The sequence below is a fragment of the Kocuria sp. CNJ-770 genome (assembly GCF_001942375.1).
In the GTDB taxonomy this organism is placed as follows: Bacteria; Actinomycetota; Actinomycetes; order Actinomycetales; family Micrococcaceae; genus Kocuria; species Kocuria oceani.
On the sequence record NZ_MKJW01000093.1, the window covers coordinates 17,321 to 42,344 of the forward strand.

The 25,024-nt window shown below is 70.8% G+C and carries 36 protein-coding genes, 1 tRNA gene and 2 pseudogenes; 16 read left to right on the forward strand and 23 right to left on the reverse strand.

The window, feature by feature from the left end; all coding sequences use genetic code 11:
• Positions 1-34 precede the first annotated feature (34 nt).
• The gene (gene glsA, locus BJF77_RS09470) at positions 35-1,906 is read right to left on the reverse strand and encodes a glutaminase A (protein WP_083665069.1); all 1,872 of its coding nucleotides are present in this window, start codon (positions 1,904-1,906) and stop codon (positions 35-37) included.
• A 176-nt stretch (positions 1,907-2,082) separates the two neighbouring features.
• Here glsA and BJF77_RS09475 point away from each other — a divergent pair.
• Positions 2,083-2,155: transfer RNA gene (locus BJF77_RS09475), tRNA-Lys, on the forward strand.
• 52 nt (positions 2,156-2,207) lie between these two features.
• Here the strand turns inward: BJF77_RS09475 and BJF77_RS09480 are convergent.
• Both BJF77_RS09480 and BJF77_RS09485 read right to left on the reverse strand, forming a co-directional pair.
• Positions 2,208-3,362: a site-specific integrase gene (locus tag BJF77_RS09480; protein ID WP_075871999.1), complete on the reverse strand. Its 1,155-nt coding sequence runs from the start codon at positions 3,360-3,362 to the stop codon at positions 2,208-2,210.
• Positions 3,349-3,891, reverse strand: a complete 543-nt coding sequence (locus tag BJF77_RS09485; RefSeq protein WP_369821385.1) for a hypothetical protein — start codon at positions 3,889-3,891, stop codon at positions 3,349-3,351. The genes BJF77_RS09480 and BJF77_RS09485 overlap by 14 nt, the downstream gene beginning before the upstream one ends.
• Before the next feature lie 245 nt (positions 3,892-4,136).
• Between BJF77_RS09485 and BJF77_RS09490 the strand changes: the two genes are divergently transcribed.
• The 14 genes from BJF77_RS09490 (at position 4,137) to BJF77_RS09540 (ending at position 10,781) form a co-directional block, all read left to right on the forward strand.
• A complete protein-coding gene (locus BJF77_RS09490; RefSeq protein ID WP_255396202.1) occupies positions 4,137-4,328 on the forward strand; it encodes an AlpA family transcriptional regulator in 192 nt (63 codons plus the stop codon).
• A 376-nt stretch (positions 4,329-4,704) separates the two neighbouring features.
• Positions 4,705-4,992, forward strand: a complete 288-nt coding sequence (locus tag BJF77_RS09495) for a hypothetical protein (RefSeq protein ID WP_139318508.1) — start codon at positions 4,705-4,707, stop codon at positions 4,990-4,992.
• Positions 4,989-5,123, forward strand: coding sequence for a hypothetical protein (locus BJF77_RS21625; protein WP_255396203.1), 135 nt, complete (start codon positions 4,989-4,991; stop codon positions 5,121-5,123). Before BJF77_RS09495 ends, BJF77_RS21625 begins: the two co-directional genes overlap by 4 nt.
• Before the next feature lie 59 nt (positions 5,124-5,182).
• The gene (locus BJF77_RS09500; protein ID WP_075872003.1) at positions 5,183-5,488 is read left to right on the forward strand and encodes a hypothetical protein; all 306 of its coding nucleotides are present in this window, start codon (positions 5,183-5,185) and stop codon (positions 5,486-5,488) included.
• Positions 5,485-6,582 carry an AAA family ATPase gene (locus BJF77_RS09505; protein ID WP_075872004.1) on the forward strand — a complete coding sequence of 366 codons (1,098 nt, stop codon included), beginning with the start codon at positions 5,485-5,487 and terminating at the stop codon, positions 6,580-6,582. Before BJF77_RS09500 ends, BJF77_RS09505 begins: the two co-directional genes overlap by 4 nt.
• Before the next feature lie 92 nt (positions 6,583-6,674).
• A complete protein-coding gene (locus tag BJF77_RS21630) occupies positions 6,675-6,806 on the forward strand; it encodes a hypothetical protein (protein ID WP_255396204.1) in 132 nt (43 codons plus the stop codon).
• Positions 6,803-7,090, forward strand: coding sequence for a WhiB family transcriptional regulator (locus BJF77_RS09515; RefSeq protein ID WP_083665070.1), 288 nt, complete (start codon positions 6,803-6,805; stop codon positions 7,088-7,090). The genes BJF77_RS21630 and BJF77_RS09515 overlap by 4 nt, the downstream gene beginning before the upstream one ends.
• A complete protein-coding gene (locus tag BJF77_RS09520) occupies positions 7,087-7,893 on the forward strand; it encodes a hypothetical protein (protein ID WP_075872006.1) in 807 nt (268 codons plus the stop codon). The genes BJF77_RS09515 and BJF77_RS09520 overlap by 4 nt, the downstream gene beginning before the upstream one ends.
• Positions 7,890-8,066 (forward strand): hypothetical protein, encoded by a 177-nt coding sequence (locus tag BJF77_RS20540; RefSeq protein ID WP_158041222.1) that lies wholly within the window; start codon positions 7,890-7,892, stop codon positions 8,064-8,066. The genes BJF77_RS09520 and BJF77_RS20540 overlap by 4 nt, the downstream gene beginning before the upstream one ends.
• Positions 8,063-8,272, forward strand: coding sequence for a hypothetical protein (locus BJF77_RS20030; RefSeq protein WP_139318509.1), 210 nt, complete (start codon positions 8,063-8,065; stop codon positions 8,270-8,272). The genes BJF77_RS20540 and BJF77_RS20030 overlap by 4 nt, the downstream gene beginning before the upstream one ends.
• A gap of 9 nt (positions 8,273-8,281) precedes the next feature.
• Entirely contained in the window at positions 8,282-9,265 is a 984-nt protein-coding gene (locus BJF77_RS09525) for a hypothetical protein (protein ID WP_075872007.1), read from the forward strand.
• Between the two features lie 380 nt (positions 9,266-9,645).
• Positions 9,646-10,218 carry a hypothetical protein gene (locus BJF77_RS09530; protein ID WP_075872008.1) on the forward strand — a complete coding sequence of 191 codons (573 nt, stop codon included), beginning with the start codon at positions 9,646-9,648 and terminating at the stop codon, positions 10,216-10,218.
• The gene (locus BJF77_RS09535; protein WP_075872009.1) at positions 10,211-10,558 is read left to right on the forward strand and encodes a hypothetical protein; all 348 of its coding nucleotides are present in this window, start codon (positions 10,211-10,213) and stop codon (positions 10,556-10,558) included. Before BJF77_RS09530 ends, BJF77_RS09535 begins: the two co-directional genes overlap by 8 nt.
• A gap of 22 nt (positions 10,559-10,580) precedes the next feature.
• On the forward strand, positions 10,581-10,781 hold the full coding sequence (locus tag BJF77_RS09540; RefSeq protein WP_075872010.1) for a hypothetical protein: 201 nt from the start codon (positions 10,581-10,583) through the stop codon (positions 10,779-10,781).
• 65 nt (positions 10,782-10,846) lie between these two features.
• Here BJF77_RS09540 and BJF77_RS09545 read toward each other — a convergent pair whose 3' ends face one another.
• The 3 genes from BJF77_RS09545 to BJF77_RS09555 form a co-directional block, all read right to left on the reverse strand.
• Positions 10,847-11,308 carry a hypothetical protein gene (locus tag BJF77_RS09545; protein ID WP_075872011.1) on the reverse strand — a complete coding sequence of 154 codons (462 nt, stop codon included), beginning with the start codon at positions 11,306-11,308 and terminating at the stop codon, positions 10,847-10,849.
• 144 nt (positions 11,309-11,452) lie between these two features.
• Positions 11,453-11,935 carry a hypothetical protein gene (locus BJF77_RS09550; RefSeq protein WP_075872012.1) on the reverse strand — a complete coding sequence of 161 codons (483 nt, stop codon included), beginning with the start codon at positions 11,933-11,935 and terminating at the stop codon, positions 11,453-11,455.
• 9 nt (positions 11,936-11,944) lie between these two features.
• Entirely contained in the window at positions 11,945-12,334 is a 390-nt protein-coding gene (locus BJF77_RS09555; RefSeq protein WP_255396205.1) for a Panacea domain-containing protein, read from the reverse strand.
• A 228-nt stretch (positions 12,335-12,562) separates the two neighbouring features.
• On the opposite strand from BJF77_RS09555, the gene BJF77_RS22610 reads away from it, so the two are divergent.
• Complete coding sequence (locus BJF77_RS22610) at positions 12,563-12,760, forward strand: helix-turn-helix domain-containing protein (protein WP_075872014.1); 198 nt, start codon at positions 12,563-12,565, stop codon at positions 12,758-12,760.
• A gap of 74 nt (positions 12,761-12,834) precedes the next feature.
• On the opposite strand, the gene BJF77_RS09565 is transcribed toward BJF77_RS22610, so the two are convergent.
• From BJF77_RS09565 to BJF77_RS09635, 17 genes and pseudogenes are all read right to left on the reverse strand, one after another.
• The gene (locus tag BJF77_RS09565; protein WP_075872015.1) at positions 12,835-13,956 is read right to left on the reverse strand and encodes a hypothetical protein; all 1,122 of its coding nucleotides are present in this window, start codon (positions 13,954-13,956) and stop codon (positions 12,835-12,837) included.
• Positions 13,957-14,044: 88 nt separating this feature from the next.
• The gene (locus BJF77_RS09570; RefSeq protein ID WP_075872016.1) at positions 14,045-14,413 is read right to left on the reverse strand and encodes a YraN family protein; all 369 of its coding nucleotides are present in this window, start codon (positions 14,411-14,413) and stop codon (positions 14,045-14,047) included.
• 98 nt (positions 14,414-14,511) lie between these two features.
• Positions 14,512-14,856: a DUF2469 domain-containing protein gene (locus BJF77_RS09575; protein ID WP_047805206.1), complete on the reverse strand. Its 345-nt coding sequence runs from the start codon at positions 14,854-14,856 to the stop codon at positions 14,512-14,514.
• Positions 14,853-15,611 (reverse strand): ribonuclease HII, encoded by a 759-nt coding sequence (locus BJF77_RS09580; protein WP_075872017.1) that lies wholly within the window; start codon positions 15,609-15,611, stop codon positions 14,853-14,855. The genes BJF77_RS09575 and BJF77_RS09580 overlap by 4 nt, the downstream gene beginning before the upstream one ends.
• Positions 15,601-16,518, reverse strand: a complete 918-nt coding sequence (gene lepB, locus BJF77_RS09585) for a signal peptidase I (protein WP_238986144.1) — start codon at positions 16,516-16,518, stop codon at positions 15,601-15,603. The genes BJF77_RS09580 and lepB (BJF77_RS09585) overlap by 11 nt, the downstream gene beginning before the upstream one ends.
• Before the next feature lie 62 nt (positions 16,519-16,580).
• The gene (gene lepB / locus BJF77_RS09590; RefSeq protein WP_075872018.1) at positions 16,581-17,261 is read right to left on the reverse strand and encodes a signal peptidase I; all 681 of its coding nucleotides are present in this window, start codon (positions 17,259-17,261) and stop codon (positions 16,581-16,583) included.
• 16 nt (positions 17,262-17,277) lie between these two features.
• Entirely contained in the window at positions 17,278-17,682 is a 405-nt protein-coding gene (gene rplS / locus BJF77_RS09595) for a 50S ribosomal protein L19 (protein WP_075872019.1), read from the reverse strand.
• Positions 17,683-17,880: 198 nt separating this feature from the next.
• Positions 17,881-18,717 (reverse strand): tRNA (guanosine(37)-N1)-methyltransferase TrmD, encoded by an 837-nt coding sequence (gene trmD / locus BJF77_RS09600; RefSeq protein ID WP_075872020.1) that lies wholly within the window; start codon positions 18,715-18,717, stop codon positions 17,881-17,883.
• The gene (gene rimM, locus BJF77_RS09605; RefSeq protein WP_075872021.1) at positions 18,717-19,310 is read right to left on the reverse strand and encodes a ribosome maturation factor RimM; all 594 of its coding nucleotides are present in this window, start codon (positions 19,308-19,310) and stop codon (positions 18,717-18,719) included. Before rimM ends, trmD begins: the two co-directional genes overlap by 1 nt.
• A gap of 144 nt (positions 19,311-19,454) precedes the next feature.
• Positions 19,455-19,700 carry an RNA-binding protein gene (locus BJF77_RS09610; protein WP_047805200.1) on the reverse strand — a complete coding sequence of 82 codons (246 nt, stop codon included), beginning with the start codon at positions 19,698-19,700 and terminating at the stop codon, positions 19,455-19,457.
• A 2-nt stretch (positions 19,701-19,702) separates the two neighbouring features.
• A complete protein-coding gene (rpsP, locus tag BJF77_RS09615) occupies positions 19,703-20,137 on the reverse strand; it encodes a 30S ribosomal protein S16 (RefSeq protein ID WP_047805199.1) in 435 nt (144 codons plus the stop codon).
• Between the two features lie 207 nt (positions 20,138-20,344).
• The gene (locus BJF77_RS21635) at positions 20,345-20,476 is read right to left on the reverse strand and encodes a hypothetical protein (protein ID WP_255396206.1); all 132 of its coding nucleotides are present in this window, start codon (positions 20,474-20,476) and stop codon (positions 20,345-20,347) included.
• Positions 20,477-20,491: 15 nt separating this feature from the next.
• Positions 20,492-20,722: pseudogene (locus BJF77_RS22615) on the reverse strand (ABC transporter permease); the annotation flags it as partial.
• Positions 20,723-20,835: 113 nt separating this feature from the next.
• Positions 20,836-21,525: pseudogene (locus BJF77_RS22620) on the reverse strand (ABC transporter permease); the annotation flags it as partial.
• Positions 21,522-22,463, reverse strand: coding sequence for an ABC transporter ATP-binding protein (locus BJF77_RS09625; RefSeq protein WP_083665073.1), 942 nt, complete (start codon positions 22,461-22,463; stop codon positions 21,522-21,524). The pseudogene BJF77_RS22620 and the gene BJF77_RS09625, both read right to left, overlap by 4 nt.
• A gap of 153 nt (positions 22,464-22,616) precedes the next feature.
• Positions 22,617-23,291: a response regulator transcription factor gene (locus BJF77_RS09630; RefSeq protein WP_047805197.1), complete on the reverse strand. Its 675-nt coding sequence runs from the start codon at positions 23,289-23,291 to the stop codon at positions 22,617-22,619.
• The gene (locus tag BJF77_RS09635; RefSeq protein ID WP_083665074.1) at positions 23,288-24,805 is read right to left on the reverse strand and encodes a sensor histidine kinase; all 1,518 of its coding nucleotides are present in this window, start codon (positions 24,803-24,805) and stop codon (positions 23,288-23,290) included. Before BJF77_RS09635 ends, BJF77_RS09630 begins: the two co-directional genes overlap by 4 nt.
• Positions 24,806-25,024: the final 219 nt, after the last annotated feature.

Sequence of the window (25,024 nt, forward strand, 5' to 3'; positions counted from 1 at the left end):
GTACGGCCGCGGTTCCCGCCGGGCCACGGAGCGCTCACCAGTCGCTGGCCGAGGCGTGCACCGCCGCGTCCCGCCACTGCTGGTCCGCCCGCTCGAAGCCGTCCCGGGCCAGCGCCTTCCACAGCCGCAGCCCCAGCGCCGGGTCCTCCTGCTCGAGCTCCGCGAGCGTCTGCGGGGACAGGACCCGGGCGGTGACGTCGGTGACCGCGCTGAGGGTCGCGTGCTGCTTGTCGCCGGTGCCCAGGGCGAGCTCGCCGAAGCTCATGCCGGGGCCCAGCACCTGCAGCTCCACGCGCTCCCCGGACGGCGTGCGCAGGGACATCGACACGTCCCCGCTCACGATGAGGTGGATGCCGGCGAAGTTCTGGCCGGTGCGCAGGATGTTCTCCCCGGCCGCCCACGTGCGCTCCACGGTGCGGACGCGCAGCGCGCGGGCGTCCGCGGGCTCCAGCCGGGAGAACAGCTCCGACTCGACGGGCTTGACCCGGGACGGGGTGCACTCCGGCCCGCCGTGCTCCTCGAGCAGCGCGTCCTCGACCCACTTGATGGCCGCAGCACGGCTCGGGAAGACCTCCAGCGGCGGATCGCCCCGGAAGGAGCGGCCGAAGTCGGGATTTCCGGCGACCACCACCACGGTGCGCCCGGCCGCGTGCAGCTCCTGCCGGGTCCGGGCCAGCATCGGCATCGCGTAGTCGGCGATGACGTCCACCCGGCGCAGGTCCACCACCACGTAGGAGGCGTCGTAGGCGACGTCGCGGACGGTGCGGATCGCCGTCTCCGTGCCCGTGAACAGCAGGTCGCCCTGCAGCTCGACGACGACGGCGTCCGTCCCGTGCTCGGCCAGCACGGCCTCGGCGTCGGCGTTGCGCCGCACCAGGGACGGGGACTGGTCGATCGGGTAGCTGGCCCGCACCGTGGACCGGGCCACCCGGGCGGTGTGCGTGAAGTGCAGGTCGAGGTCCTGGGAGAGCCGCTCGCACGCGAGCACCCCGCGCACGCTGTTGCCGTGCCGGTCCAGGGCGGGGGAGAAGGTCGCCACCGCCAGCTCGCCCGGCAGGACGGCGATGATGCCCCCGCCCACCCCGGACTTGGCGGGCAGTCCCACCCGCACCATCCACTCGCCGGCGTCGTCGTACATCCCGCAGGAGCTCATGACGGACAGGACCCGGGACACGGTCTCGGCGTCGAAGACCTCCTCACCGGTGAGCGGGTTGGTGCCCGCGTTGGCGAGGGTGGCGCCCATCAGGGCGAGGTCGCGGCAGGTGACCAGCACGGAGCACTGGGCGAAGTAGTCCTCGAGCGCCTGCGCGGGGTCGCCCTCGATGATCCCGGCGGAGGCCAGCAGGTAGCCCAGGGCCCGGTTGCGGTCCCCGGCGTCGTGCTCCTGGGCGAGCACCTCGGGGCTGATGGCCAGGTCCCGGCCCGCGCAGCGGGAGTAGGCCTCGCGGATCCGGTCCCGGCGCAGGTCGCGGTCGCTGTCCGGGACCAGCCACGTCGAGGCGATCGCCCCGGCGTTGATCATGGGGTTGGCCGGGCGCCCGGTGCCGGGCTGGAGCGAGATCTCGTTGTAGGCGTCCCCGCTGGGCTCCACGTCCATCTTCGCGTGCACGGCCTCCGCCCCCAGATCGTGCAGGGCCAGGGCGTAGGTGAAGGCCTTGGAGATCGACTGGAGGCTGAACTCGTCCTGCGTGCTGCCGGCCTCGTACACGTGGCCGTCCGCGGTGGCGATGACGATGCCGAAGCGCTCCGGGTCCGCCTCCGCGAGGGCCGGGATGGAGGAGCTGGGGGCGCCGCCGCGCTCGTCGCGCAGCTGCTCCACCACCTGCTCGAGGTACGCGGTGACGGCCGAGGGGCCGAACAGTCCCGTCTCGGCGCGCTCTTCTTCCTCGGTGCTCGGCTGCGGCACGGGCGGTCTCCTCCGGTCGGGTCGGTGTGCACGGTGCTCACGACCACTCTAGGCGGGCGCGCCGGGGCGCCCGCCGGCACTTCCCGGGCGGGGTGGGGTTCCGGGCGCACGGGGACCTTGCGGTAGAGTGGTGCCCGCTCCGGACCGGCCGCACCCCGTGCCCGCCGACCGGGCGCGGGCCTCTAGCTCAGTTGGTAGAGCAGTGGACTTTTAATCCATGGGTCGTGGGTTCGAGCCCCACGGGGCCCACCTGAGGGGAACCCCCTGGATCGTTGATATACCGGCGATTCGGGGGGTTATCTCATGCCTTGGGGTCGTTGCCTGACCACATTTTGCCCACACCCGCCCGAGAAGCAGCGTGATCTAGGGCGGTCGCCACGGCGTCCAGGTCGTCTTCGAAGAGGTCCGCGTACACGTCCAGCGTCATCGCGGCCGAGGCGTGCCCGAGCATCCGCTGCACTGCCTTGACGTTCGCGCCGGCGGACACTGCCAGCGATGCTGCCGTGTGCCGGAGATCGTGCAGGGTCATGTGCCCGAGTTCCGCATCCCTGAGCGCAGCGGAGAACCAGCTGTGCCCGTCGCCGGAGCGCTTGCGCCCGTCCTCGCCGTCCTGCACTGCCTCGGAGAGCTTTGGGCGCCGCAGGAATCCGCCTGACGGACCAGGGAACACTAGGTCTTCCGGACCCTTACCCTCGACCTGTTCGGCAAGCAGGGATGCCAGGAAGTCCGGGAACGGCACCGTCCGCCGCTTGTGGGACTTCGGTGTGCCGACCTCGATTCGAGAACCGACCTCGACGGCGTTCCGCTCGATGTTCAACCGCCTCCGGGGCAGGTCCACGTCCCGAACTCGCAACCCGACTGCCTCACCCCACCGCAGGCCGGTGTACCCGAGGACGAGCAGCAGCGTCCGGTGCTTCGATGCGCCGGCCAAGGCGTGCAGCTGTTCGTGGGACAGGTAGAGGTGCGCCTTGCGTTGCTTCCGGGGGAGCGCCACCCCAGCCGCGGGATTCGACAGGACACGCCGGTCACGGACAGCGCCCTCGAGGATGGAGAGCAGTACCCCGTGGGCGCGCAGGACGGTGCTGGGGGACCTCTCCCGGGCCAGCCCTCCCACCCATGCCTCGACGTCCGAGAACCGCACTTCGGAGACGACGGAGTGGCCCCACCTTGGCTCTACATGGATCCGCCAGGCTGACTCTACGGACCGGAACGTGGACGGCTTCAGGTTGGTCCTGTTCTCGATCCATGCGGCGCCGAGCTCCCCGATCGTGGCCCGTGCGTCCGCAGGGTCGATCCACTCTCCGCGGTCCTTGGACACCTCGACCGATCGGGCGAACCGTTCCGCGTCTCGCTTGGTTTTGAAGCCGCGTTTGTCGGTCTGCCGGCGGTCCGGCGTCCGGTACCTGACCCGGTATCGCTTGCCAGCCTTGGTGTCGTAGCCCTCAATCGTCGCCACGGTTCACGGCCTGCCGTAGTTCGTCCAGCAGTACCCGGGTGATCCGCCCCTTTTTCTGTGGGGACGCACCCGGTTCGGCGCGCTTCTCGACTTCGGCCGACATGGTGTGTCCCCACAGGCGGACCGACCACGCCAAGAATTCCGCATTGGCCACTCCCAACTTTCGGGCAGCTCGCTCGTCCGCCAGGGACCATGCAGCCTGTGCTTCATTGACCCGTTCCGTATCGAATCCAGGGCCCATGACGTTCCGGTATGCGCCCATCCGGTCTTGAAGGCGTCCAACTGCTTCCTGGATGAGCTTTTCCCCGTCGACTAGATCACCGACGAACAACCCGGCGTTCCGCCCCTCTAGCACTTCGCGGACGACGCCTGGCCGCAGGGTCGCCTGGGGTGCGATCTCGATAGGTTCAGATGCGTCGAGCAAAACGGCCGGAGTGACAGATTCACCAGTGAGTTCCGACAGCACCAACGCCAGGACCAGCAGCGTCTCCATCGTTACAGCACCATCGCCGCGCTCAATGCGGGACACCCTGCCAGTGTTCCACCGGAGCCCATACTCCCGCGACTCTCGTGCTATGTCGTCCAGCGTCAACCCACGGCGCTCACGAATCTGTCGAACGTTCTGCCCTATCACGTCAGGCACAGTGCGTGTCATAGAGGTCAGCATAGACAAGTCCTCATATCCTCGCTTCTGAGGACTTGACACCCTTCGCCATCATCTCTACTGTAGTTCACAGGTCATCACATTTGATGATCAGAAGGGAGGAGATTGAAGTGGGAGAACAGCTCGCGAAGCCCGAAGACGTCGCCGAGTACCTAGGCATCACGGTCGGATCGCTCGCCCAGCATCGCTACCGCGGCACAGGGCCGGCGTTCATCAAGGCAGGGCGCAGGGTCCTCTACCGGTGGAGCAGCGTGGAGGAATGGCTCACCGCCAACACACGCACCATCACCGGCGCCGCCTAAGCACCCCCAGCACCACCCCTACGGCCTGGTTAGACGAGACGGGCCGAGCTCCCCGAAAGGGAAAACAGATGCTCACAGTCCCAACTGGAACACGCCCAAAAACGGACCTGGTGAAGGACCTTCTCACGGCAGCACAGGTCAAGGGGCAGCACCTCTCAGTGTCCCAAGCTCGACGGCTCGCCCACCGCGTCCGCCGAGGGGACTGCAGTGAAAACCCAGACCTCGCCCGGGTGATCAGCTACTCAGATCCAACGGGCGAACGAGCTGTAGGAAACGTCCTGCGGCAGCAAAAGGAAAACGGCCCCGGTGCTTCATCCGCCAAGACGCGCACCGGGACCGCCAGGACCATCCGCTAGATCAACGGAAGGACACCCCCGTGTCTATCAACGATTCTACCGCCAGCACCACCGCCCCCGCAGGCTTCACCCCGGCTACAGGCTTCTCTGACGACGAAGGCCCCGTGACCCTCTGGCAGCACCACGGCATCGACGTCGAGGCCACACTCTCGATCGGCGCCTATTGGGAGCCGGGCAAGGGTCACACCTACACCCTGGACGTCACTGACAGAAACCGCGAGTACACGCTCGAGGATCTGAAGACCGCCTACTCCGAGTTCGGTCAGTTCATCCGCCGCGCCGAGCAGCTCGAGGGCGGTGCCCTGTGAGAGTGATCGTCCAGCGCACCGCAGTCGCCGTCATCCTCACCACCGCGCACCTCGTCGCCATCGCGGCGGCCGGCCTCAGTGGACCCGCCCCGGAAGTACTCACTATGGCAGGACCGGGCATCTCCCTCTGAGCGCGCCCGCGCCTGAACCCCCACGCATCGCCTGTGGACGTTCAGAAGGAGAAGACCCCTTGAGTACCCAACCCAACTCCCGCCCGGCGGCGGACACACCCGCCGCCGGGCTCACCACCAGCCCACCACGGCTCATGTCCCCGGAAACCGCGCAGCAGACCGCCATCGACGCCCTGCTACGCGCTGACCCGGTGGCCGTCCATCTCTACCGGTGGGGGCACCGGGTCGGCCGGCAGGACGCCGTCGACCAGCTGCACGCCCGCTCCGAGCACGTCGCCGCTGACTTCCTGAGCTACCTCGCCGAAGACGAGAAAGCCACCCCGCGGCCCATCCCGCCGCTTGAGAATCGAAAGGAGGACGCATGAGTGACTTCATGGAGACCGCTACGGCACCGGATCCCCTTGACGGGGCATTCACCGGCTCGTGGTTGATGGCCCAGAATTTCCCCCCGACTCGCTATGTCGTGGACGGGCTTATTCCGGAAGGTTTCTCACTTCTGGTAGCAGCCCCGAAGATCGGGAAGAGCTGGATGGTCCTAGGCCTCGCCGTGGCCACCGCGACAGGCGGGGACGCGTTCGGAACCATCCCAGTGCGACAGGCCCCGGTGCTGTACCTGGCACTGGAGGACGGACCGAAGCGACTGCAGCGCCGCCTGCGCAACATGGGAGTCGCTGACCTTCCCGGGAACATCACGTTCCTCACCACGCTCGACGGGCCGGTGCTGAGCACCATCGGTTCCTTCCTGGACCGGCACGCCGAGGACGGGCCGCTGGTCATCCTCGACACGCTCGGCAAGGTGATGCCCCCAGCGCGGATGGGCCAGTCTGCCTACCACGCCGACTACTCCGTCAGCGGCGGCCTGCGGGACCTCGTGGGCGCCTATCCCGGAGCCGCGCTCATGGCCGTGCACCACACGCGAAAACAGGGTGCGGAGGACTTCACACAGGCCACCAGCGGCACGCAGGGCCTCACCGGCGGGGCGGACACAATCCTCGTCCTGACCCGCAACAGGCACGACGCCGGCGGGACGCTGCAAGTCACCTCCCGTGACGCGGCCGAGGGCGAGTACGCGGTGACGTTCCACTCGGATACCGGCACATGGTCCCTCGATGGGACGTCGCTGATGGAAGCCGCCGAGGAGGCCCGGCAGCGGGAAGCCACGAAGAACGTGGGAGATCCGATGGCTGAGCTCGTCGCCAAGGTGAGTCAGTACCCGGAGGGCACGAAGGCCGGGGACCTCGCCGTGATGCTCGGATGGGACGCCGACAAGTGCGGCCGCTACCTCCGCCGAGCAGCCGATGCCGGGCGCATCGCCAAGATCGGACGCGGCCTGTACACCCCTGTCCGAAGTGTCCGAAGTGTCCGAAGTGAAGAAGCGGACACCCTCGACGGGTCCGATTTCCGCGAAACGGACACAACGGACACAGCGGACAGCCTGTCCGGAGAGGGGGAGTGGTGATGGAACGCCGCCCCTTCTGGTCCCAAGCCCTTCCCCGCGGTGGGAAGCCCTTCACCGGCAGATACCAGCCGGGCGTGCTGATCCACACGAGCATGAGGCAGGCCATCTGGGTCCCCTTGGAAAACGCGTGGGAGCTCGCTGACCAGATCGTGGACGCCGCCGAGCAGATGGAAGCCCACGAGAAGCAGAAGTTCAACGCCTACGGAGACGGGAGACCCGAATGACCACCCTCGACGAAGCCCACGGGCGCCTGCTCGCCCACATCGAGGACCGCCAGCACTCCGGGGTGGAGATACCGTGCCGTGGCCCTGACAGCGCCGCATGGATCGCCGAGGACCGCCAGCAGCAGGACTTCGCCGTTGACCAGTGCCACCGATGCCCAGTCCTCGAGCAGTGCGCCGAGTACGCGCTCACCTACCAAGAGCCCGCCGGCACCTGGGGAGGCCTGACCACCGCCCGCCGCATGAGCCTCCGCAGAGCACAAGCTGCGGGGAGGGCGGCGGCATGAGTGATCAGTGGTTCGGGATGAGCGAAGAGAAGGTGAATGCCCTAGCGCAGCGGGTTCTGGAAACTCTCCGGAAGCAGAAAGAGGCCGAGATGCAACGGGATTACGCCCGTGCGCAACACGGCTACGACGAGGACCCGGGGCTCCGACACCCGGAAGACCCGATCGATTACTACCAGTCGATCCGTCAGGGACAAGTGTGGAACCTCCGGCAACCAGTGCCCGGCACAAAGCTGGTCACCGTCCACGCCAGCGGGGAAGTGCTCAACTTCCCCAGAGGAACGACGTCCATCAAATCCCAATGTGCAGGCCTGCAGCAGGGCTTTCTGAACCACGTGCGGAATCACGGGTTATCACCCCAGCACAACCCCGAATGCGCCTGTGGTTACCGGATGTGCGATTCGGTACGCACCGTCATCGACTACTTCGCCTACCCGATGGAACATGCCGGCCGGTGGGGGCTCCCACTCGGCTACTCCGAGGAGGCCCACGCCGATATTGCGGCAGTGGCGTTCATGACCCTCACCGGGCACGGGCACGCCGTCGCCCGAGAGACAGGAACCGGCGAGCCAGTCGGCACCATCCGGGTGCAGCAGCAAACCATGAAAGCCCTCGCTTTGCCGGACTCCTGGGTGCTGAACGGCCCACCGGAGCAACTGCGGCAAACCATCCGTGATCGATACGGCATCACCGTTACCGACACGATCCCCGAGGCATCCCCACGGGAAATCAAGTCGATTGCCCGACTCGCCGAATATGCCCACGACAACCTCTGGCGCCGCAATGAAGGAGAGCAGTCCGCATGAGCAAGAAACCGCACGCCCGCCCTTGGGTGTGGAACCGGCACACCGATAAAGCCTCCCGCGGGGTTCTGATCTACAACAGCCGAGCCGGTGTCTTCATCCCGCAGGACAGGATCACTGAGATCTCGGACGCGCTGATCGACATCCTCGAAACCTACGAAAGGGAGCAGAAATGACCGACCGCACGAAGGCCACCGGCATGGCCGCCGGCCGAGCCAAAGCCCAACGGCAGTTGGCAGGCAAGCCCGGCCCCCGCCCCGCGGACAACCCCGAGGGCCCGCCCCCAACAACCTCCGGTACGGCCGCCGGTCGCGCCAAGGCCGAGAAGTTCCTCGCCCAACCGGGCAACAACTTCAACCTCACTCGCACCACCACCCGATAGGAGAACACCATGACCGCCCGCAACAGCCTGTTCCGCGAGATCCACACCGCCGCCGTCCCCGAGTACGCCGCCACGCTCCGCGCCTGGGAGACCCTCAAGCGCGAAGCCCTGGCCGAGCCGACCGGAGACCTGCCCCGGCAGTTCGAACAGGAGCTCACCGCAGCCCTGGCCGCCGAAGCCCTCAAGCCCGAACCGGACTTCACCGCCCTGCTCACCGAACATCAGCGCCGGATGGACGAAGTGAAGGCCCGAGGCAACGCCGGGGAGTCCCTCCTGCGGGCCGCGTCCCTGGCCGAGCACCACCTCGAACAGATCGAACAGGCCGTAATGCTCGACGCCGTGCACGAAATCCGCACCCGCGTGGAAGCCATTGGAGACCGGGTGCGCGCCCTCGGCAGGATCCCCGCCACCGCCGAGGAAGCCCTCAACACCGGCCGGCACGAGGCATGGAACACCATGCGAGAGGCCACCACCGAGTTCCACGCCCTCACCCGGGTCTACTCCGATGTCACCCACACCGCCGCCAACCAGCAACAGCGCACCTGGCTACTGCCGGCCGCATTCATCGCGGACCCCATGGCTCACCCGTGGTTCACCGCCCGACGCGGTGATGCAACCAGGCTCTACCGCAGCACACAGGGCAGCCCCTGGGCGCAGGACATGCGGCAATGGGCGGCCGGAGCCCCCGCGTCCCGGTTCCCCGCGTCCTACTCCGGTGTCACCGTCCACCCCGACCGCACCACTGTCGACGCCTGGCTGACCTGGCTGATCCACGAGGACCTGCTCGCCGTCCACGATCCGCAGGACGCGCTGGCCTTGTGGGACAGTGCCACGGCCGCGACCGAGCCGCATGACGGTGGTAGTGCACAGAGCGCGGTGATGGCCCGATACACGCACGCCCAGCAGGTCGCAGACCACGACGAAACACAGCGGATCAAGGACCTGATTGAATCCATCGGCCCCCGCGGAAAGGCAGGTTCCTTCGCCCGCTGATCGACCACCAACAGCCGGCCCCGTCACCCACCAGTGGCGGGGCCGGAACCATATCCGGGTGGGGGTGTCTTGTCCGGACAGGGAGGGGCCCCTTACCCCGGGGGTACCCCTCGCCCGGCGTCCCTCCGGCATAGCGCCGTCCTCTCCGAGGGGTCCTGTGGAGCTTGGCCCTTCGCGGGGTCTTGGGGTGCCTGTGGGGGCTGTTCTGGTGGTGCTGTGGGGCACTGGCGCCGGTTCGGGGGTGCGGGTCGGCCCTTCGGGACGGTCGGGGCTGAGATCGCCGTCTGTAGTCGCATCGATCTGAGCACTCGTGCACGACATCTGGCCCAAAGCCCGGAGATATCGCGGAGAAAGTGTGACACGGGCGGTAGAATGAGGGCATGAACAGGACGTGTGAGCACTGCGGGGAGCCGATCAATCTCCGCCGCGCCCACGCCCGGACGTGCTCGCCACGGTGCCGCAAGGCCTTGTCTCGTCAGAAGTCGGCGCAGCAGCAGATACCGGCCTGTTTGCGGTCCGTAGACCGATGGGTGGGCTGGGAGTACCGCGGCCGGCGGGGCAAGCCGTCCAAGGTGCCGGTGGACGCTACCGGGCGGTCCCTGGATGTGACGGACACGGCCGGGTGGAACAGCTTCACGGCCGCCCGAGCCACCCACGGGGAGCAGGTGGGCTTCGTGCTCACCGGCGGTGACGACATCTCGTGCATCGACCTGGACGACGTGCTCGACGAGCACGGCACGCCGGCCGCCGAGGTGGGGGAACTGATCGCGGCGACCTCGGGCGTGTTCTACGTGGAGGTCTCGCCCAGCGGACGCGGCCTGCACGTGTGGCACCGCGGCCCAGCCGGGCCCGGGAGCAGGCGGGTGGAGAACGGGCTACACGTGGAGCGGTACAGCCGGGGACGGTACATCACCGTGACGGGCAACAGATTCGATGGGAGAAAGAATGGCTGAACAGCAAGAGCCACCGCGGGCACCGCGGGGCCTGGGGGAGAAGTCCCGGGAGCTGTGGCGCCGCACGGTGCGCGAGTACGAGCTTACGGACGCGGAGCTGGTGGTGCTGGGCGAGGCGTGCCGGGTGCTGCACATCGTGGAGCAGCTGGAGGAGATCGTAGAGGCTAAGGGCTTCATGGCCTCCTCCTCGCAAGGGCTGCGCACGCACCCGGCGGTCGTGGAGCAGCGCCAGCAGCGGCTTCTGCTCTCCCGGCTGCTGCGGGAGCTGCGCTTGCCGGCCGACGAGGGCCACAGTGCCGCCGGGGAAGGGGCGCGGCTGCGGGAGGTGTCCAATGGCTAGGCGCCGACGAGACTCCGAGGCGGTGGAAGTCCCCGAGTGGGTGGTGCGCTTCGATCCCAAGGTGTGGCCCGGGGTGGGGGAGTGGTCCGAGGCCGTCCACGCCTGGGCGAAGGAGCATCTGTTCGAGCGCAGGCACTTCGGCGCGTGGATTGAAGTCATCGGCAACACCTACACCGTGACCTCTCAGCAACGCAGGACGGTTGTGGTGGCAACGCGGGCATAACCTCGTTCTGATGCAGATACCCCCGAACCATAGCGGTCCGGGGGTATCTGCCGTGTCCGGTGAACCTATTGGTCCGCGGGGAGGCTGCCGAATGGCAGCTGGCCCCTCGCTGTGACAGCAAGGGGGTACTCCTGCTGGCCCATTGAGTCGCGGGCCAGCACGACGTTGAACCGCTTGAAGGTCGCCTTCATGAACTCTTCAAACGACGTGTCCCAGGGCAGGGCGTACTCGGTGACAGGGATGTGTCCGTGCTTTTCGACGTAAGAGGCCCAGTCGTTGAACTTGTCGACGCCGAGAGCTTTCGTGTCCGCGACGAGCACGCTGATGTGCCAGGAGCCAGCGCCCTCGGTTACACCGAAGTCAAAACCGACAATGCTGTGTCGTCCCTGCTCCAGGTCGAGCAGCTTGTAAAGGGAATCCCGTCCGATCAGGCCGTCCGCGTCGTCGGCTGCGACGGTGCCGGACCAATCGGTGTACTGGGTGGAGGCTGGTTCAACGGGCTCGGGGTGGCTCAGAGGTTGGGTCATGGGGTGTCCTTTCGTGGGGGACTCCCATCGTCTTATGAAATCAGGTTGTTAGGGAATCCCCGGGCCGAGGGACTCTCACCGTGTCACTCCTCGTTTGGTCGCTAGGATGCCTCAGGGTCATCCGCCACAGGACACCGAACGCTGTCACCCGCGCTCGGTCGGATATACCTGGTGCTCGGTGTCAAGCCAAAGAATCTGGAAGAGAGCTCGGTCGCGAATGCCCCAAATTCTGCCCGTGCCGTTGTATCGAAATCGGAAGAGGGTGTCCGGAGAGTCGTCACCGAGATGCTGGTACAAACGGTCTTGTGCCTCACGGCACAAAGAGGCCACATCCTGCTGGTGATGCTTCCTGTGCCGGTCTCGGCCGCCAGTCCGCTCCGATTCCAGCTCGCCCCACGTCTTCTGGGGCAGGGCCGAGAGGAACTGCAACGCTTCCTGCAGTTGGTGCGGTTCTACCGCCCACGTCCAGGCGCAAGAGTCGTCCGAAGATACGGCATGGTCCAACAGCGTGGCGTCCCATTGGATCCGCATGTCTGTGACGTTCGGCTCAGGGGTGCGCTCGATCGTCTTGGACTTGCCGGCCTTGCCCTGCCTCTGGTCTTGGACCTGCTTTTTCTTGCCGCCCATGCGGTAGATCTACTGGGCGGAGGCGAGGTCGCCGAAGTAGTCCTGCATGGTGTCCAGCGACAGTTGCGTCTGGCACCGTGCCCCGAGAGGGAGGTCCCCGCGGGCTTCCTTCCAGGGTCGCTCTTCGTGTGTCATGTCACTGAGCGTCTGTCCGGTGAGGTCGCCGTAGTGCTCGAGCACGGCATCTACGGTCTCCCTCTCCTCGGGGGTGAGGGCGCCGGCGTCACCGTAGGGCCAAGCGTCCACGGTGAACTTGCCGCGGTGGTTGTCGAACACGGAGTAGATCACAGGGCCGTTCGCCCACGCCTGGATGGGGTCTGCGAACAGGGGGCGCTCGTCCCAGGCGAGGTGCCAGCCCTGGCTGTAGTAGCAGAGCTTTTGCAGCTTCATGGTCGTCATCGACCCCTCAGCTTTCTGCATGATGTAGGCGGCAACATCGTTCGCGGTCGTCATGGACAGCACCTCCCGGGTCTCTGTCTGGTGTCCGTGTCTGTCTCAGTCTGTCATGTTGCGCCGACGTCTCGATCGCCGGCAGTGGGCATCAACGACTGGTAAGTCGCACGATGACGTCCACGGTGTGTACGTGGCACTCTTCCGGGCCAGGGGTGGACTCTGTAGCTTGGCGCCATGGAGCTCGAACGTTACTGGACGGTGCAGGAAGTCGCAGACTCCCTCGGTAAGGACCCGTCAACCATCAGACGCATGATCGCAGACGGCAAGATTCCGGCGGTGGACCTTGGGGAGGGTCGTACGTCCTACCGGGTCGCGGACAGTGACCTGAAGACGTATCTAGACGGGCGCCGGACGGCCGGCCCTGGCACATGACGAGCCGCCCACATTTTGCCCACACTCGCCCACGAACCGTTGTGATTGAGCGTTATCGACAGCGATCTAGAACCTTAATTTTTCAGGGTATCCGGCTCTGGCGTGCACCATTGGCAGAGTTCGAGCCCCACGGGGCCCACACGTTCGAAGGGCCTCCTTCCCCGCCCGGGAAGGAGGCCCTTCCGCGCTCCCGGGCCCGGCCGGGACGGTGCGCGGTGCGGCGACGGCCGCGCTCGGGGAGCGCGGTGCGGCCGCGGATCCGTGGTGCTGGGCCTACTCGAGCAGGCCCAGCGCCTCGTCGATGCGATCGCGCAGGACCCTGGCCTGGGCCACGGTCCAGGCCTCGTGGCCGATGTGCAGGACCACGCCGTCCGGGTGGGCGTAGGACCCGTCCGGGTGGTCGACGACCTCCCACGTGCTCGCCGGGCTGCGGCCGGCCGGGCCGCCGGCTGGGCCGGGACCTCGGGCACCGGCTGCGCGTCGACGCGCTCCTGCGGGGCAGGCTCCGGGGCCCCCGCACGGTACTGGCGCTGGACGGGCCCGTGGCCGACCGGCTCCGGTAACAGGGCCCGCTCGTGCGGGTACGGGGAGAGCTCGACGTCGTCGAAGCTCAGCGGCAGGCGCTCGAAATCGCCGATCATCAGCTCCCGGCCCTCGGTGCCGGCCGGGACGGATCCGGTGTACCGGCCGATGAGCTCGTGCGTGCGGGCGTCCAGCTCCGTGCCCTCCGCCGCGTCCAGCGGCGTGCCGTCCGCGCGCCAGTACCCGCCTTCGAGGGACCGGTCGGGATCCCACTCACCGAGCACCTCGGCGGCCGGCTGGAAGGGGAACTGACCGCCCTCGTGGCTGATCACCTTCAGGTCGTCGATCTCCACGGCGCGCGTGCCCTCGGTGTTGTCGATGTGCAGCTCGACGTAGGTGACGGGCTCGACGTGCAGGTCCTTGCGCAGCCGCTCGACCGCGTCGTCCGGGGCGGGCACGGTCGGCAGGTCGAAGGAGATCACAGCGCCCTCCGCCGTGGTGAGGGCATAGGGTCCCGGGGTCAGTCCGCTCGGGGCGGTCGTCACGGTCCCCGGCTGCGCGACGATCTCGGGCTCGTCCTCCGTCGGCGCGCCGCAGCCCGTGGCGGCCAGCGCGACGGCCGCGGCGAGGAGCGCGGCACGACGCGCGGGGATGAGCGGTCCCGCAGCGACCACGGCGCACCTCCGACGTTCTCCCGGTTTCGACGCCTCCACAGTGGCACGTCGCGGGAGACTGTCACGCCGGGTCCGGGCGCGTCGCGTCTTATTGGATCTGTTGCAGCACCTCGATCTCGGGCGCTCCGCCCTGTGCAAAAGTGATTGCAACGGCATCGACCCTGATCATCGCGGGGTCGCGGTGGTGGGCCCTCGCCCAGGCCGCCGCCAGACGGTGCAGGCGCACCGTCTTGGCCCGCGTAATGGACTCGAAAGGGTGTCCGTAACGGACGCTCGAGCGGGTCTTCACCTCCACGGCGACGACCCACTCCCCCTGCTCGGCGACGACGTCCACCTCGCCGCGGAGGCCGTCCCGGGCGGGCACCGCACGCCAGTTGCGGTCCAGGACGCGGTAGCCCAGCTCCGTCAGGTGCGCGGCCGCGAGCCGCTCCCCGTGCGCTCCCAGTCCCCCGGACACCTGACCCCCTCACCGGTCCGGGACGCCGCGGACCGGGGTCCAGCATGGCCGGCGTCGGCCGGGGCAGGAGTCGGGCCCTGGGCGGTGTGCAGGGCGGGTCAGGAGGTCGTGGGGTCCCCAGCGGCGGGTCCGGCGGCGCCGGGCACGGAGAAGGGATCCGCGTGGGCGAGCTCCTCCACGTTGACGTCCTTGAAGCTCATCACGCGCACGTGCTTGACGAACCGCGCCGAGCGGTAGACGTCCCACACCCAGGCGTCCTTGAGCTCGACGTCGAAGTAGAGCCCGTTGCGCGTCTCCACCGGGTCGATCCGCACCGAGTTGGCCAGATAGAAGCGGCGGTCGGTCTCCACCACGAACTGGAACAGCCCGGCCACGTCCCGGTACTCGCGGTAGAGCTGCAGCTCCAGGTCCGTCTCGAAGTTCTCGAGTTCTTCGGCGCTCATGTCGTCTCGTCTCCGCTCGTGCTCGGCCCGGCGGCGGTCGCCGGCCGGGTCAGCCGCCAGCTCAGCCGGTGGTGGGGCGTGGGACCGCCCTCCTCGAGAGCCGCACGGTGCCCGGCGGCACCGTAGCCCTTGTTGCTCTCCCAACCGTACTGCGGCCAGTCCCCGGAGAGCTCGCGCATGATCCGGTCCCGCTCCACCTTCGCCAGCACGCTGGCCGCGGCCACGCTCGCGCACGTCAGGTCCGCCTTGACCCGGGTCACGACCGTCCCGGTCCAGAGGGGCTCGTCCGCGGCGGCGGGGTCGAAGAGGGACGGGGCCGCGTCGGCGGTCAGCCAGTCGTGCCGTCCGTCCAGGAGCACGACGTCGGGGGCGGCGCCGCCGCGGGTCGCCGCGGCCAGGGCGCGCTGCCCGGCCAGGTGCAGCGCGGCCGTCAGACCCAGCCGGTCGATCTCCTGCGGGGAGGCGTGGCCCACACCGCTGGCGGCGCACCAGGAGCGGATCCGCGGGACGAGGGCCTCGCGGCGGGCGGGGCTCAGCAGCTTGCTGTCCCGCAGGCCAGGGATCCCGCGCGCCGTGCCGGGGCGCAGCACGACCACCCCGGCCGTGACCGGGCCGGCCAGGGCGCCGCGGCCGACCTCGTCCATGCCGCCCACCCGGTGGGCACCGGCCTCCTGGAGGGAACGCTCGACCGCGAGGCCGGGGGCCCGGCCCGGGTGCGCGGCCGGTGGTCGTGCCGTGCGGGGCTCAGGAGCCACCGGCGGACCCGGCCGGGATGTCGGCGAAGACGTCGTCCGGGTTCTGCAGCCACTGGAAGCGGTCGAGCGGCCAGGCGATGACGAAGGCGGTTCCGACGACGTCGTCGTGGCTGATGAACGCGCTGTCCGCCACGATCTCCGAGAAGTGGACCCGCGAGTCGGCGGACGCGTCGCGGTGGTCGCCCATCACGAAGTAGTGGTCCTCCGGGACGACGATGTCGAAGGGGATGTCCGAGGGCGCGGACCCGGGGTACAGATAGCCGTCCTCCTCGAGGGCCTGCCCGTTGACGGTGACCCGCCCCGCGCCGTCGCAGCACACCACCCGGTCGCCGCCGACGCCGATGACGCGCTTGATCAGGTGCTGGTCGGTGCGGTCGGGCAGCACGCCGACGAACGCCAGGGCGTCGTAGACGGCGTCCGCCGGCCCGCCGCCGCTGTCGGGCTGGGCGGGCAGCCATCCCTTCGCGTCCTCGAAGACCACGATGTCCCCCCGCTCGAGCGGGCCGAAGGTGGGTTCGACGACGTTGACGAAGATCCGGTCGTTGAGCTGGAGGGTGTTCTCCATGGAACCGGACGGGATGTAGAAGCCCCGCACCAGCAGGGTCTTGACCACGAAGGCGATGAGCACGGCCCAGACCAGCACGAGCACGATCTCCCGGACCGAGCCCCAGAACGTGTCCGGGCGCTGCTTGCGCGAGCGGCTCCCGCGCGAGCGGCGGCCGCGCCGCGCCGTGGACCCCTGGCCGGGGTCGGCGTCCTCGGCCGCCGCGGCGGAGTCCTCCGGCGGCACGGTCGAGGCCGTCGGAGGCGTGCCGGGGGCCTCCACGGCGGGAAGGGCGGCGTCGCCGGTGGCGCCCCGGCTCTCGCGGGGCGCGCCGTCACCGGCGGTCGGGGTCCTGTCGGCCAATGCTCTCGTCCTTCCTGGGCGGGCGCCCGCGGGCGCCCGGTTCCGGATCCGTGCGGATCGCGTCAGAGCTGCCCGGCCCGGTCCAGGGGCCAGAGGACAGCAACAGGTTCTCCGACGACCTTATCCGCTCGGACCAGCCCGCCACCGGGCGCGCCGAGCAGACTGCGCGAGTCGACCGACACCGAGCGGTGGTCGCCCATGAGCCAGAGTCGGCCCTCGGGCACCACGGCGGTGAACTCGACCTCGCTCGGGCGGTCCCCCTCCAGGACGTAGTCCTCGGTGAGCTCCTCGCCGTTGACCACCAGACGGCCGGAGGGTCCGCAGCAGGAGACCGTGTCCCCGGGCGTGCCCAGCACGCGCTTGAGGTAGACGCTGTCGGAGCCGGCCAGCCCGGTCCACCGGCCGACGGTCTGCAGGGCCTGGAGCGGCCAGGGGTCTTCGCTGCGCAGCGGCGCGAAGCTGCCGCGGCCGTCGAAGACCACCAGGTCGCCGCGCTCGGGCTCCGAGCCGTGGCTGAGCTTGCCCACCAGCACCCGGTCCCCCGGCTGCACGGTCGGCTGCATCGAGTCCGAGCCGATCCAGTAGACGTCCACGACGAAGGCGCGCAGCACGCCGGCGACGAGCGCGGCGACGAGCAGGGCGAGGACGACGGAACGCCAGCCCCGAGTGCGGGGCTGGCGTTCTCGCCGTACGGCGTGGGACCCGGTGGTGTGCGGGTCCCACGCCCGGGTTCCGGTGGGCACGGGAGCGTGCGCTGTCCTACTTGCCGGACTTGCCGGACTTGCCGGACTTGCCGGCCTTGTTCGGCTTGGTGGCGGTGTTGTCCCGCTTCTCGCGGATGCGGGCGGCCTTGCCGTGGCGGTCGCGCATGTAGTACAGCTTCGCGCGACGGACGTCACCGCGGGTGAGGACCTCGATCTTGTCGATGACCGGGGAGTGCACCGGGAAGGTGCGCTCCACGCCCACACCGAAGGAGACCTTGCGGACGGTGAAGGTCTCGTGCACGCCGGCGCCCTGGCGGCCGAGCACGAAGCCCTTGAAGACCTGCACGCGCGAGCGGTTGCCCTCGACGATGTTCACGTGCACGTTGAGGGTGTCGCCCGGGCGGAAGTCGGGGACGTCGCTGCGCAGCGACTTGGCGTCGAGCTGGTCGAGGATGTTCATGGTGTCTCTCCTGGTGAACGCCGCAGGTCGCTCACGTGGGTCGGCACGGATCCGTGCTGCGGACCGGGCGGAGCCCGATCCGGGTGCGGAATCCGCAAGACGTGGTGGCCGGGTCCCCGAAGGAGGGCTCCCGGGTGTCCTGCTGTTGGTCGCTCATCCCCCTGCGGCAGGGGCGTGCCCAGCAGACACAGCTGGTCATTATGCCACAGGATGCCCCTGGGCGTCTCCCCCGGCCGCGCCGTCGCGCACCACCCGGTCGCCGGAGACGATCCAGCCGGCCGCGGCGAGGACGTCGCGGTCGGCGCGGTCGAGGCCGGCCGGGTCGAGGCCGGCGACGAGGTCCGGGCGGCGGGCCGCGGTGCGCTGCAGCTGGCGGTCGCGCCGCCAGCGGGCGATCCGCCCGTGGTGGCCCGAGAGCAGGACCTCCGGCACCGGCCGGTCCCGCCACAGTGCGGGCTTGGTGTAGACGGGGTACTCGAGCAGCCCGTCCGCGTGGGACTCCTCCACGAGCGACTCCGGATTGCCGATCACGCCCGGGACCAGCCGCCCGATCGCCTCGACCATGGCCAGCACGGCGACCTCCCCGCCGTTGAGCACGTAGTCGCCCAGGCTCATGGGACGGACCTCGAAGTGCTCCCGGGACCACTCGACGACGCGCTCGTCGATGCCCTCGTAGCGCCCGCAGGCGAAGACGAGGTGCTCCCGGAGGGCGAGCTCCCGGGCGGTGGCCTGGGTGAAGACCTCACCGGCCGGGGAGGGCACCACGAGCACCGGCCGCTGCTCCGCGGCTCCTGCCGCCGCGGGGCCGCGCGTGCGGGCGGCGTCGAGGGCCAGCGCCCACGGCTCCGGCTTCATCACCATGCCGGCGCCGCCGCCGTAGGGCGTGTCGTCGACCGTCCGGTGCCGGTCGGCGGTGAACTCGCGCAGGTCCGTCACGGTCAGCTGCAGCAGCCCCTGCTCCCTGGCCTTGCCGATCAGCGAGAGGTCGAGGGCGGAGAGGTACTCGGGGAAGATGCTGACGACGTCGATGCGCATCAGCGCCCGCCCTCCGGGGTGCCGGGCTCGGGGGTGCCGGGTTGGGCGGCGCCGTCCTCCAGGCCGAGCTCGAGCAGTCCGGGTGGCGGGGTGACGACGACGAAGCCGCCGTCGGGGTCGACGACCGGCACGATCTCCTCGACGAAGGGCAGCGCGGCCTCGCGCCCGTCCTCGTCCAGCGTGATCTCGAGCAGGTCCTGGACGGGCATGGTCCGCAGCCCGGTCACGACGCCGATCCTCGGCCCGCTGCCGTCCTCGGCTCCGGTGCGGACCTCGAGGTCGACCAGTTCGTGCTCGTACCACTCCTCGGCCTCCGGGTCCTCGTCCTGGGCCTCGGCGAAGAGCAGGGTGCCGCGCAGCGACTCGGCGCCGTTGCGGTCGGGCACCTCCTCGAGGGCGACGACGAGCACGGCCTTGTTCCAGCGGGCCCCGCGCACGGTGACCGCCCCCTGCGGGGCGAGCGGGGACGACGGCTCGAGCCGCAGCCGGGCACCGGGGGCGAAGCGCTCCTCGGGGGCGTCCGTGAACAGCTGGACGGTGACCTCCCCGCGGATGCCGTGGGGCTTGCCGATGCGGGCGACCTGGACCAACATGTGCGCTCCTGGGGGTTGTGCGGCCGGGGGCCGGGGCGGGGTGCGGACGGCGCGGGGGCCGTCAACGCCGACGGTCCCCGCATCCGGTGCGGATGCGGGGACCGTGCGGGCGGCGGGGCCGGTCGCGGGTGCGCCCGGCCCGCCTCAGCGGGTGCGGCGGTCGGTGTCGACGACATCGATCCGGACCGGGCCGTCCTCGGCGAGCGCACCGATGACGGTGCGCAGCGCCTTGGCGGTGCGGCCCTGGCGTCCGATGACCCTCCCGAGGTCGTCCGGGTGGACCCGGACCTCGAGGGTCTCCGCCCGGCGCCCGCTCTTGAGTCGGACGTCGACGTCATCGGGGCTGTCCACGATCCCGCGGACCAGGTGCTCCAACGCGTCGGCGAGCACGACTACTCGGCCTTCTCGGCGTCAGCCGCGGGGGCGTCGTCGGACTCGGCGCCGGACTCGGTGGTCTCGGCCTTCTCGCCCTTGGGGGTGATCGCCTCGGGGATGATCACGGACCCCTTGTCGGGGGCGACGAACTCGCCCTTGCCCTGGGGCTGCTGCAGGGTGCCCTCGGCACCCTCCTCGCCCTTGAAACGCTGCCAGTCACCGGTCACCCGGAGGATGGCGGCGACGGCCTCGGACGGCTGGGCGCCGACGCCGAGCCAGTACTGGGCCCGGTCCGAGACGACCTCGATGTAGGAGGGGTGCTCGGTCGGGTGGTACTTGCCGATCTCCTCGATGACGCGGCCGTCGCGCTTCTTGCGGGAGTCGACGACGACGAGGCGGTAACGGGGATCGCGCATCTTGCCCATGCGCTTGAGACGGATCTTAACAGCCACTGGTGTGGACTCTCCTGGTTCTTGGATGAGGTGAACGCCCTGGTCTCGCTCCCGTGGGGCGGGCCGGTCGCAGGGGTTCCGTGGACACGAGAAACGTGCGGCGAGAGGGACCGCACGCATCGAGTACCCGTCCAGTATGCCAGACGCGGTCAAGTCCGCGGCCCACCGGCCCGCGGCCCGGGTCGCCGCCGCGGGTCCGAGCGTGTCTCAGGGCTCCAGACGCGCCGCCTCCCGCCAGCTCAGGGAGCGGCCGCCCTGGAACACCGCGCGCTCGTAGATCCGTGCGCCCGCCCGCAGCAGCAGCCAGGCCGCGGCGAGGGTCACGGCGAGGGAGAGCACCGGCTGCCACCAGGCCACGTCGCCGCCGAGCACCCGCACGGGCATGGCCACGGAGGAGACGACGGGCACGTAGGAGGCCGCCGTGAGCCAGGCGCCCTCGGCGTAGAGGCCCACGAACAGCGCCCCGACGAGCACGGCCAGGATCGGCCCGGTGCTGCTCTGCAAGTCCTCGGGGCGGGAGGCCAGGGAGCCGAGCACGGCCCAGACGGAGGCCTGCGCGGCGAAGCCGGCCACGAAGAAGGCCACGAACCAGCCGGAGGCGCGAGCGCCCAGCCGACGTCGGCCGCGGTCCCGGCGACGTTCACGCCGACGAGGCCCACCACGGCGTAGAGGGCGATCTGCCCGAAGGCGAGCAGGCAGTTGCCCAGCACCTTCCCGTGGAGCAGCTGCCGGACCGGGACGGCGGTGGCGAGGATCTCCACGACCCGGTTCTGCTTCTCCTCCAGCACGGAGTGGGCGACGGCCATCCCGAAGACGACCGCCGAGAGGTAGAACAGCAGCGCGAAGGCGAAGCCCATGGCCAGGCGCACGGGTCCCCGGTCCGTCCCGCCGGCGAGCAGCTCGGTGCGCACCTCGGCGCCGGCGGTGAGCTCCTCGGCCGTCGTGCCGGCCGCGCGGGCGTTGGCGGCGAGCGTCGCGTCGGCGACCGCCTGCTCCAGGGCCCGGCCGAGGCCGGGGTCCACGCCGTCGCGGCCGACCACCGTCCAGCCGTCGAGCTCGAGCAGCAGCGCGGCGTCCGCGGACTCGGCGGCCACGGCCGCCCGCGCGGCGTCGGCCGAGCCCGCGCTGTGCACCGTCAGGGTGGCCTCGCCGGCGTCGGCCAGGGCCTGGGCGGCCCGTGCCGTGACGGGTGCCGCCTCCGGCCCGGCCGTGGCCACGACGTGCTCGGCGGCCCGGTCCCCGAGCAGCGCGGAGGCCGCGATCGAGGCGGCCACCAGGACCAGCGTGGCGGCGGTCGAGAGCAGGAAGGACCGGTCACGCAGCTTCACCGCGATCTCGCGGGCCGTGACGGTCCACCACGGCCGCGCCGCGGGCGGGCGGGCGGTCACCGCGTGACCTCCCGGTAGACGTCGGTCAGGGAGGGAACGATCTCGGCGAACTCCACGAGCCCGTGCCGGACGGCCTGCTCGAGGAGCCGGGCGCGCGCGGCGCGGTCCCCGAGCTCCAGCACCGCGACCGGGCCGTCGACGTCGACGACGCGCACCCCCGGCACGTCGCGGACCCACCCGGTGTCCTGCTCGCAGTGCAGCCGGTGCCGGCGGGGACCGGCCCGGCGCAGCTCGTCGGCCGCGCCGGCGGCCAGGACCCGGCCGCCGGAGAGGACGACGAGCGTGTCGCAGAGGCGGTCCACGAGCTCGAGCTGGTGGCTGGAGAACAGCACGGGCACGCCCCGGGCCGTCCGCTCCCGCAGCAGCTCCACCATGGCGTCCACCGCCGCCGGGTCCAGCCCGGAGAACGGCTCGTCGAGGACGAGGGCGGTGGGCCCGTGCAGCAGCGCGGCGGCGACCTGGACCTTCTGCTGGTTGCCCAGGGACAGGGACTCGAGCCGGTCCTTGGCGCGCCCGGCCAGACCGAAGCGATCCAGCAGCCGGGCGGCCTCCGCGAGCGCGTCGCGGCGGCTCATCCCGTGCAGCCGGCCGAGGTAGCCGAGCTGGTCGAGGACCCCCTGCTTGGGATAGAGCCCGCGCTCCTCGGGCATGTAGCCGAAGCCGGCGCGGTCGGCGGCGGTGACCGGGCGGCCGTCCCAGAGGACCTGCCCGGAGGAGGCGCGCAGCACGCCCATGAGCATCCGCATGGTGGTGGTCTTGCCGGCGCCGTTGGCCCCGACGAAGCCGGTCATCCGGCCGGGCGCCACGGTGAAGGAGACGTCGTCGACCACGGTGCGGCCCCCGAAGGTGCGGCTCAGGTCCCGGGCCTCGAGGACGTGCCCCTCGGGGCGGGGCCGGCCGCGGGCGGTGCCCGCCTCGGGCGTGGCGGTGGTGCTCATGGGACGGGGGTCCTCTCGGCCGGGTGCCCGCCCGCGGGGTGCCGGGCGGCTCGGCTCCAGCCTAGGAAGTGGCGCGCACCCGCAGATCCCCACGGGGACGGAACCCGCACGGGCCCGGGCCCGCCCGGCTCTCCGTCTGGCGGCGGAGCCGGCTCAGCCGGCCAGGCCGGCCCGGTGGGCGAAGACGACGGCCTGCACCCGGTCGCGGGAGCCCGTCTTGGCGAGGATGTTGGAGACGTGGGTCTTGACCGTGGCCGGGCCCAGGAACAGGCGCTGCGCGATCTCCGCGTTGGACAGACCCTCGGAGACCAGCCGCAGGACCTCGTGCTCGCGCTCGGTGAGGGAGGCCACGATCCGCTGCCGCGCGGGGTCGGGCGGGGCGGGGGCGGGTTCCGGGGCGGCCGGGGAGACGTCGGCGGCCAGGGCACGGATCACGCGCAGCGTGGCCTCGGGGGCGAGCAGGGCGTGCCCGCCCGCGACGGCCCGCACGGCCTCGACGAGGTCGTCGGGGTCCGCGTTCTTCAGCAGGAAGCCGCTGGCACCGGCCGCGAGCGCGTCGAAGAGGTAGTCCTCCCGGTCGAAGGTCGTGACGATGACGACCTTGGCACAGCCCGTGCCCACGATCCGCCGGGTCGCCTCGATCCCGTCCATCACCGGCATCTGCACGTCCAGCAGCGCCACGTCCACGGCTCCGTCCCGGGCCGCGGCGACGGCGGCGGCGCCGTCGGCCGCCTGGGCCACGACCTCGATGTCGTCCTCCACGGACAGGACCATGGCGAAGCCGGAGCGGACGAGCGCGTGGTCGTCGGCGAGCAGGACGCGGATCATGCTCCCGATCCTCCCACGGGCGCCGGTGCTGCGGCGCCGTCCGGCGGGCCGTCCGCGGGCAGGGGGCAGCGGACGCGCACCCGCCACCCGGGACGGCCCGACCGCGGCCCGATCTCCGCCTCGCCGCCGTGCAGCCGGACGCGCTCGCGCAGTCCCTGCAGCCCGAAGCCGGTGCCCTCGGTGCCGGACCGGGGCGAGCCGCCGTCGAGCACCTCCAGCTCGATCCAGGGTCCGTCCGGGCCGTGCCCGGTGCGCAGGACGAGCGAGGCCGTGGTGGCCGTGGAGTGGCGGATCACGTTGGAGAGGGACTCCTGGGCGCACCGGAACACGGAGAGCCCGAGACCGGCGGGGACCCGCCCGAGGTCCCCGGGGGCGGCCTCGACCGTGCGCACGTCCACCGCGAGCCCGTTCTCGGCGTGCCGGTGCGCGAGGGCGGCGATGTCCGCGAGCCCCGGATCGGGTCCGCGCCCGGTCGGCGCGTCCCCGTGCTCGTCCTCCGCGCGCAGGACGCCGAGCAGCTGGCGCATCTCCCCCACCGCCGTCCGGCTGGCCTCCTCGACGGTGCGCAGGGCCGCCGCCGCGGCCGCGGGGTCCCGGTCCAGGACCTTGCGGGCGGCGCCGGCCTGGATGCCGATCACCGAGACGTGGTGGGCCACGACGTCGTGCAGCTCCCGGGCGATGCGCATCCGTTCGTCGACGACGGCGCGGCGGGCGATCTCCGCGGACTGCTCGCGGATCCGCTCGGCCTGGCCCGCCAGGCGGTGCCGCTGCAGGGCCGAGCGCCAGGACGCCCGGCCGGCGAGCACCGCGCCGCCGAAGTACACGACGTTGACGAGTCCGGCGTGCAGCTGGACGGCCAGGACCTGCGGCAGCGGCCCGTCCACCGGCTCCTGCGCCTGGACGATCTCGGCGTAGGCCTGGGTGATCGTCAGCTCCACGACCAGCCACAGGGCCATGCAGCCGATCACCGCGGACAGGGCGGTGAGCATCGCGCTGCGGTCCCGGGCCCAGGCCACTGCGGCGTACAGGGCCGCGAAGTAGGCGACCTGGTAGGCCAGCAGGAACGCCGCCGCGATGCTGATGTAGTAGAAGGCGAAGAACAGCACCGACGAGGCGAGGAGCACGCCGACCGGGTACCGCCGCCGCACCGCGAGCGGGAGGATCAGCGCGCTCACGCCGACGTACATCAGCCACGGCTCCTCCGTCTCCGGCACGCCCGCGTAGCTGTGCATCAGCACGGCGCTGAACAGGGCCACCGCCAGGAAGGCGGCGGTGCCGAGGACGTCGTTGCGCCGCTGGGCGGGCGTGGGCGCGGGCCGCTCCCAGAACGGGTCCTCGGGGTCGTTCAGCCAGGCCGTGGACCGTTCGGGCAACGGACGGCGCGGCACCCCGGCCGGACCGGTGCCGGGCGCCTCCGCGGCCCCGGCGGTCCGCTCGAGGGGACCGGCCGGGGACGTGCGGCCGGGGACGGCCCCGGTGGCGGTGCTGGTGGCGGTGCTGGATGGAGTGTGCACGTCATCACGCTAGCCCGGCCGGGCCCGGTGCGGGGTCCGCCGCCCGGGGAACCGGCGCCCGGTCCGGGGCCGGTGGGGCGCCGGGCAGTGCGTTGGTCGCCGGTCGGTCGCGGCCCGGCCGTGGGTCAGCCGCGGTCCAGGCCGAAGAAGCGGCGCCAGCGCGCCCGCGAGCCGGGCGCCGGGCCCGGCCCGGCGAGCAGCTCGGCCGCCGGGGAGTCG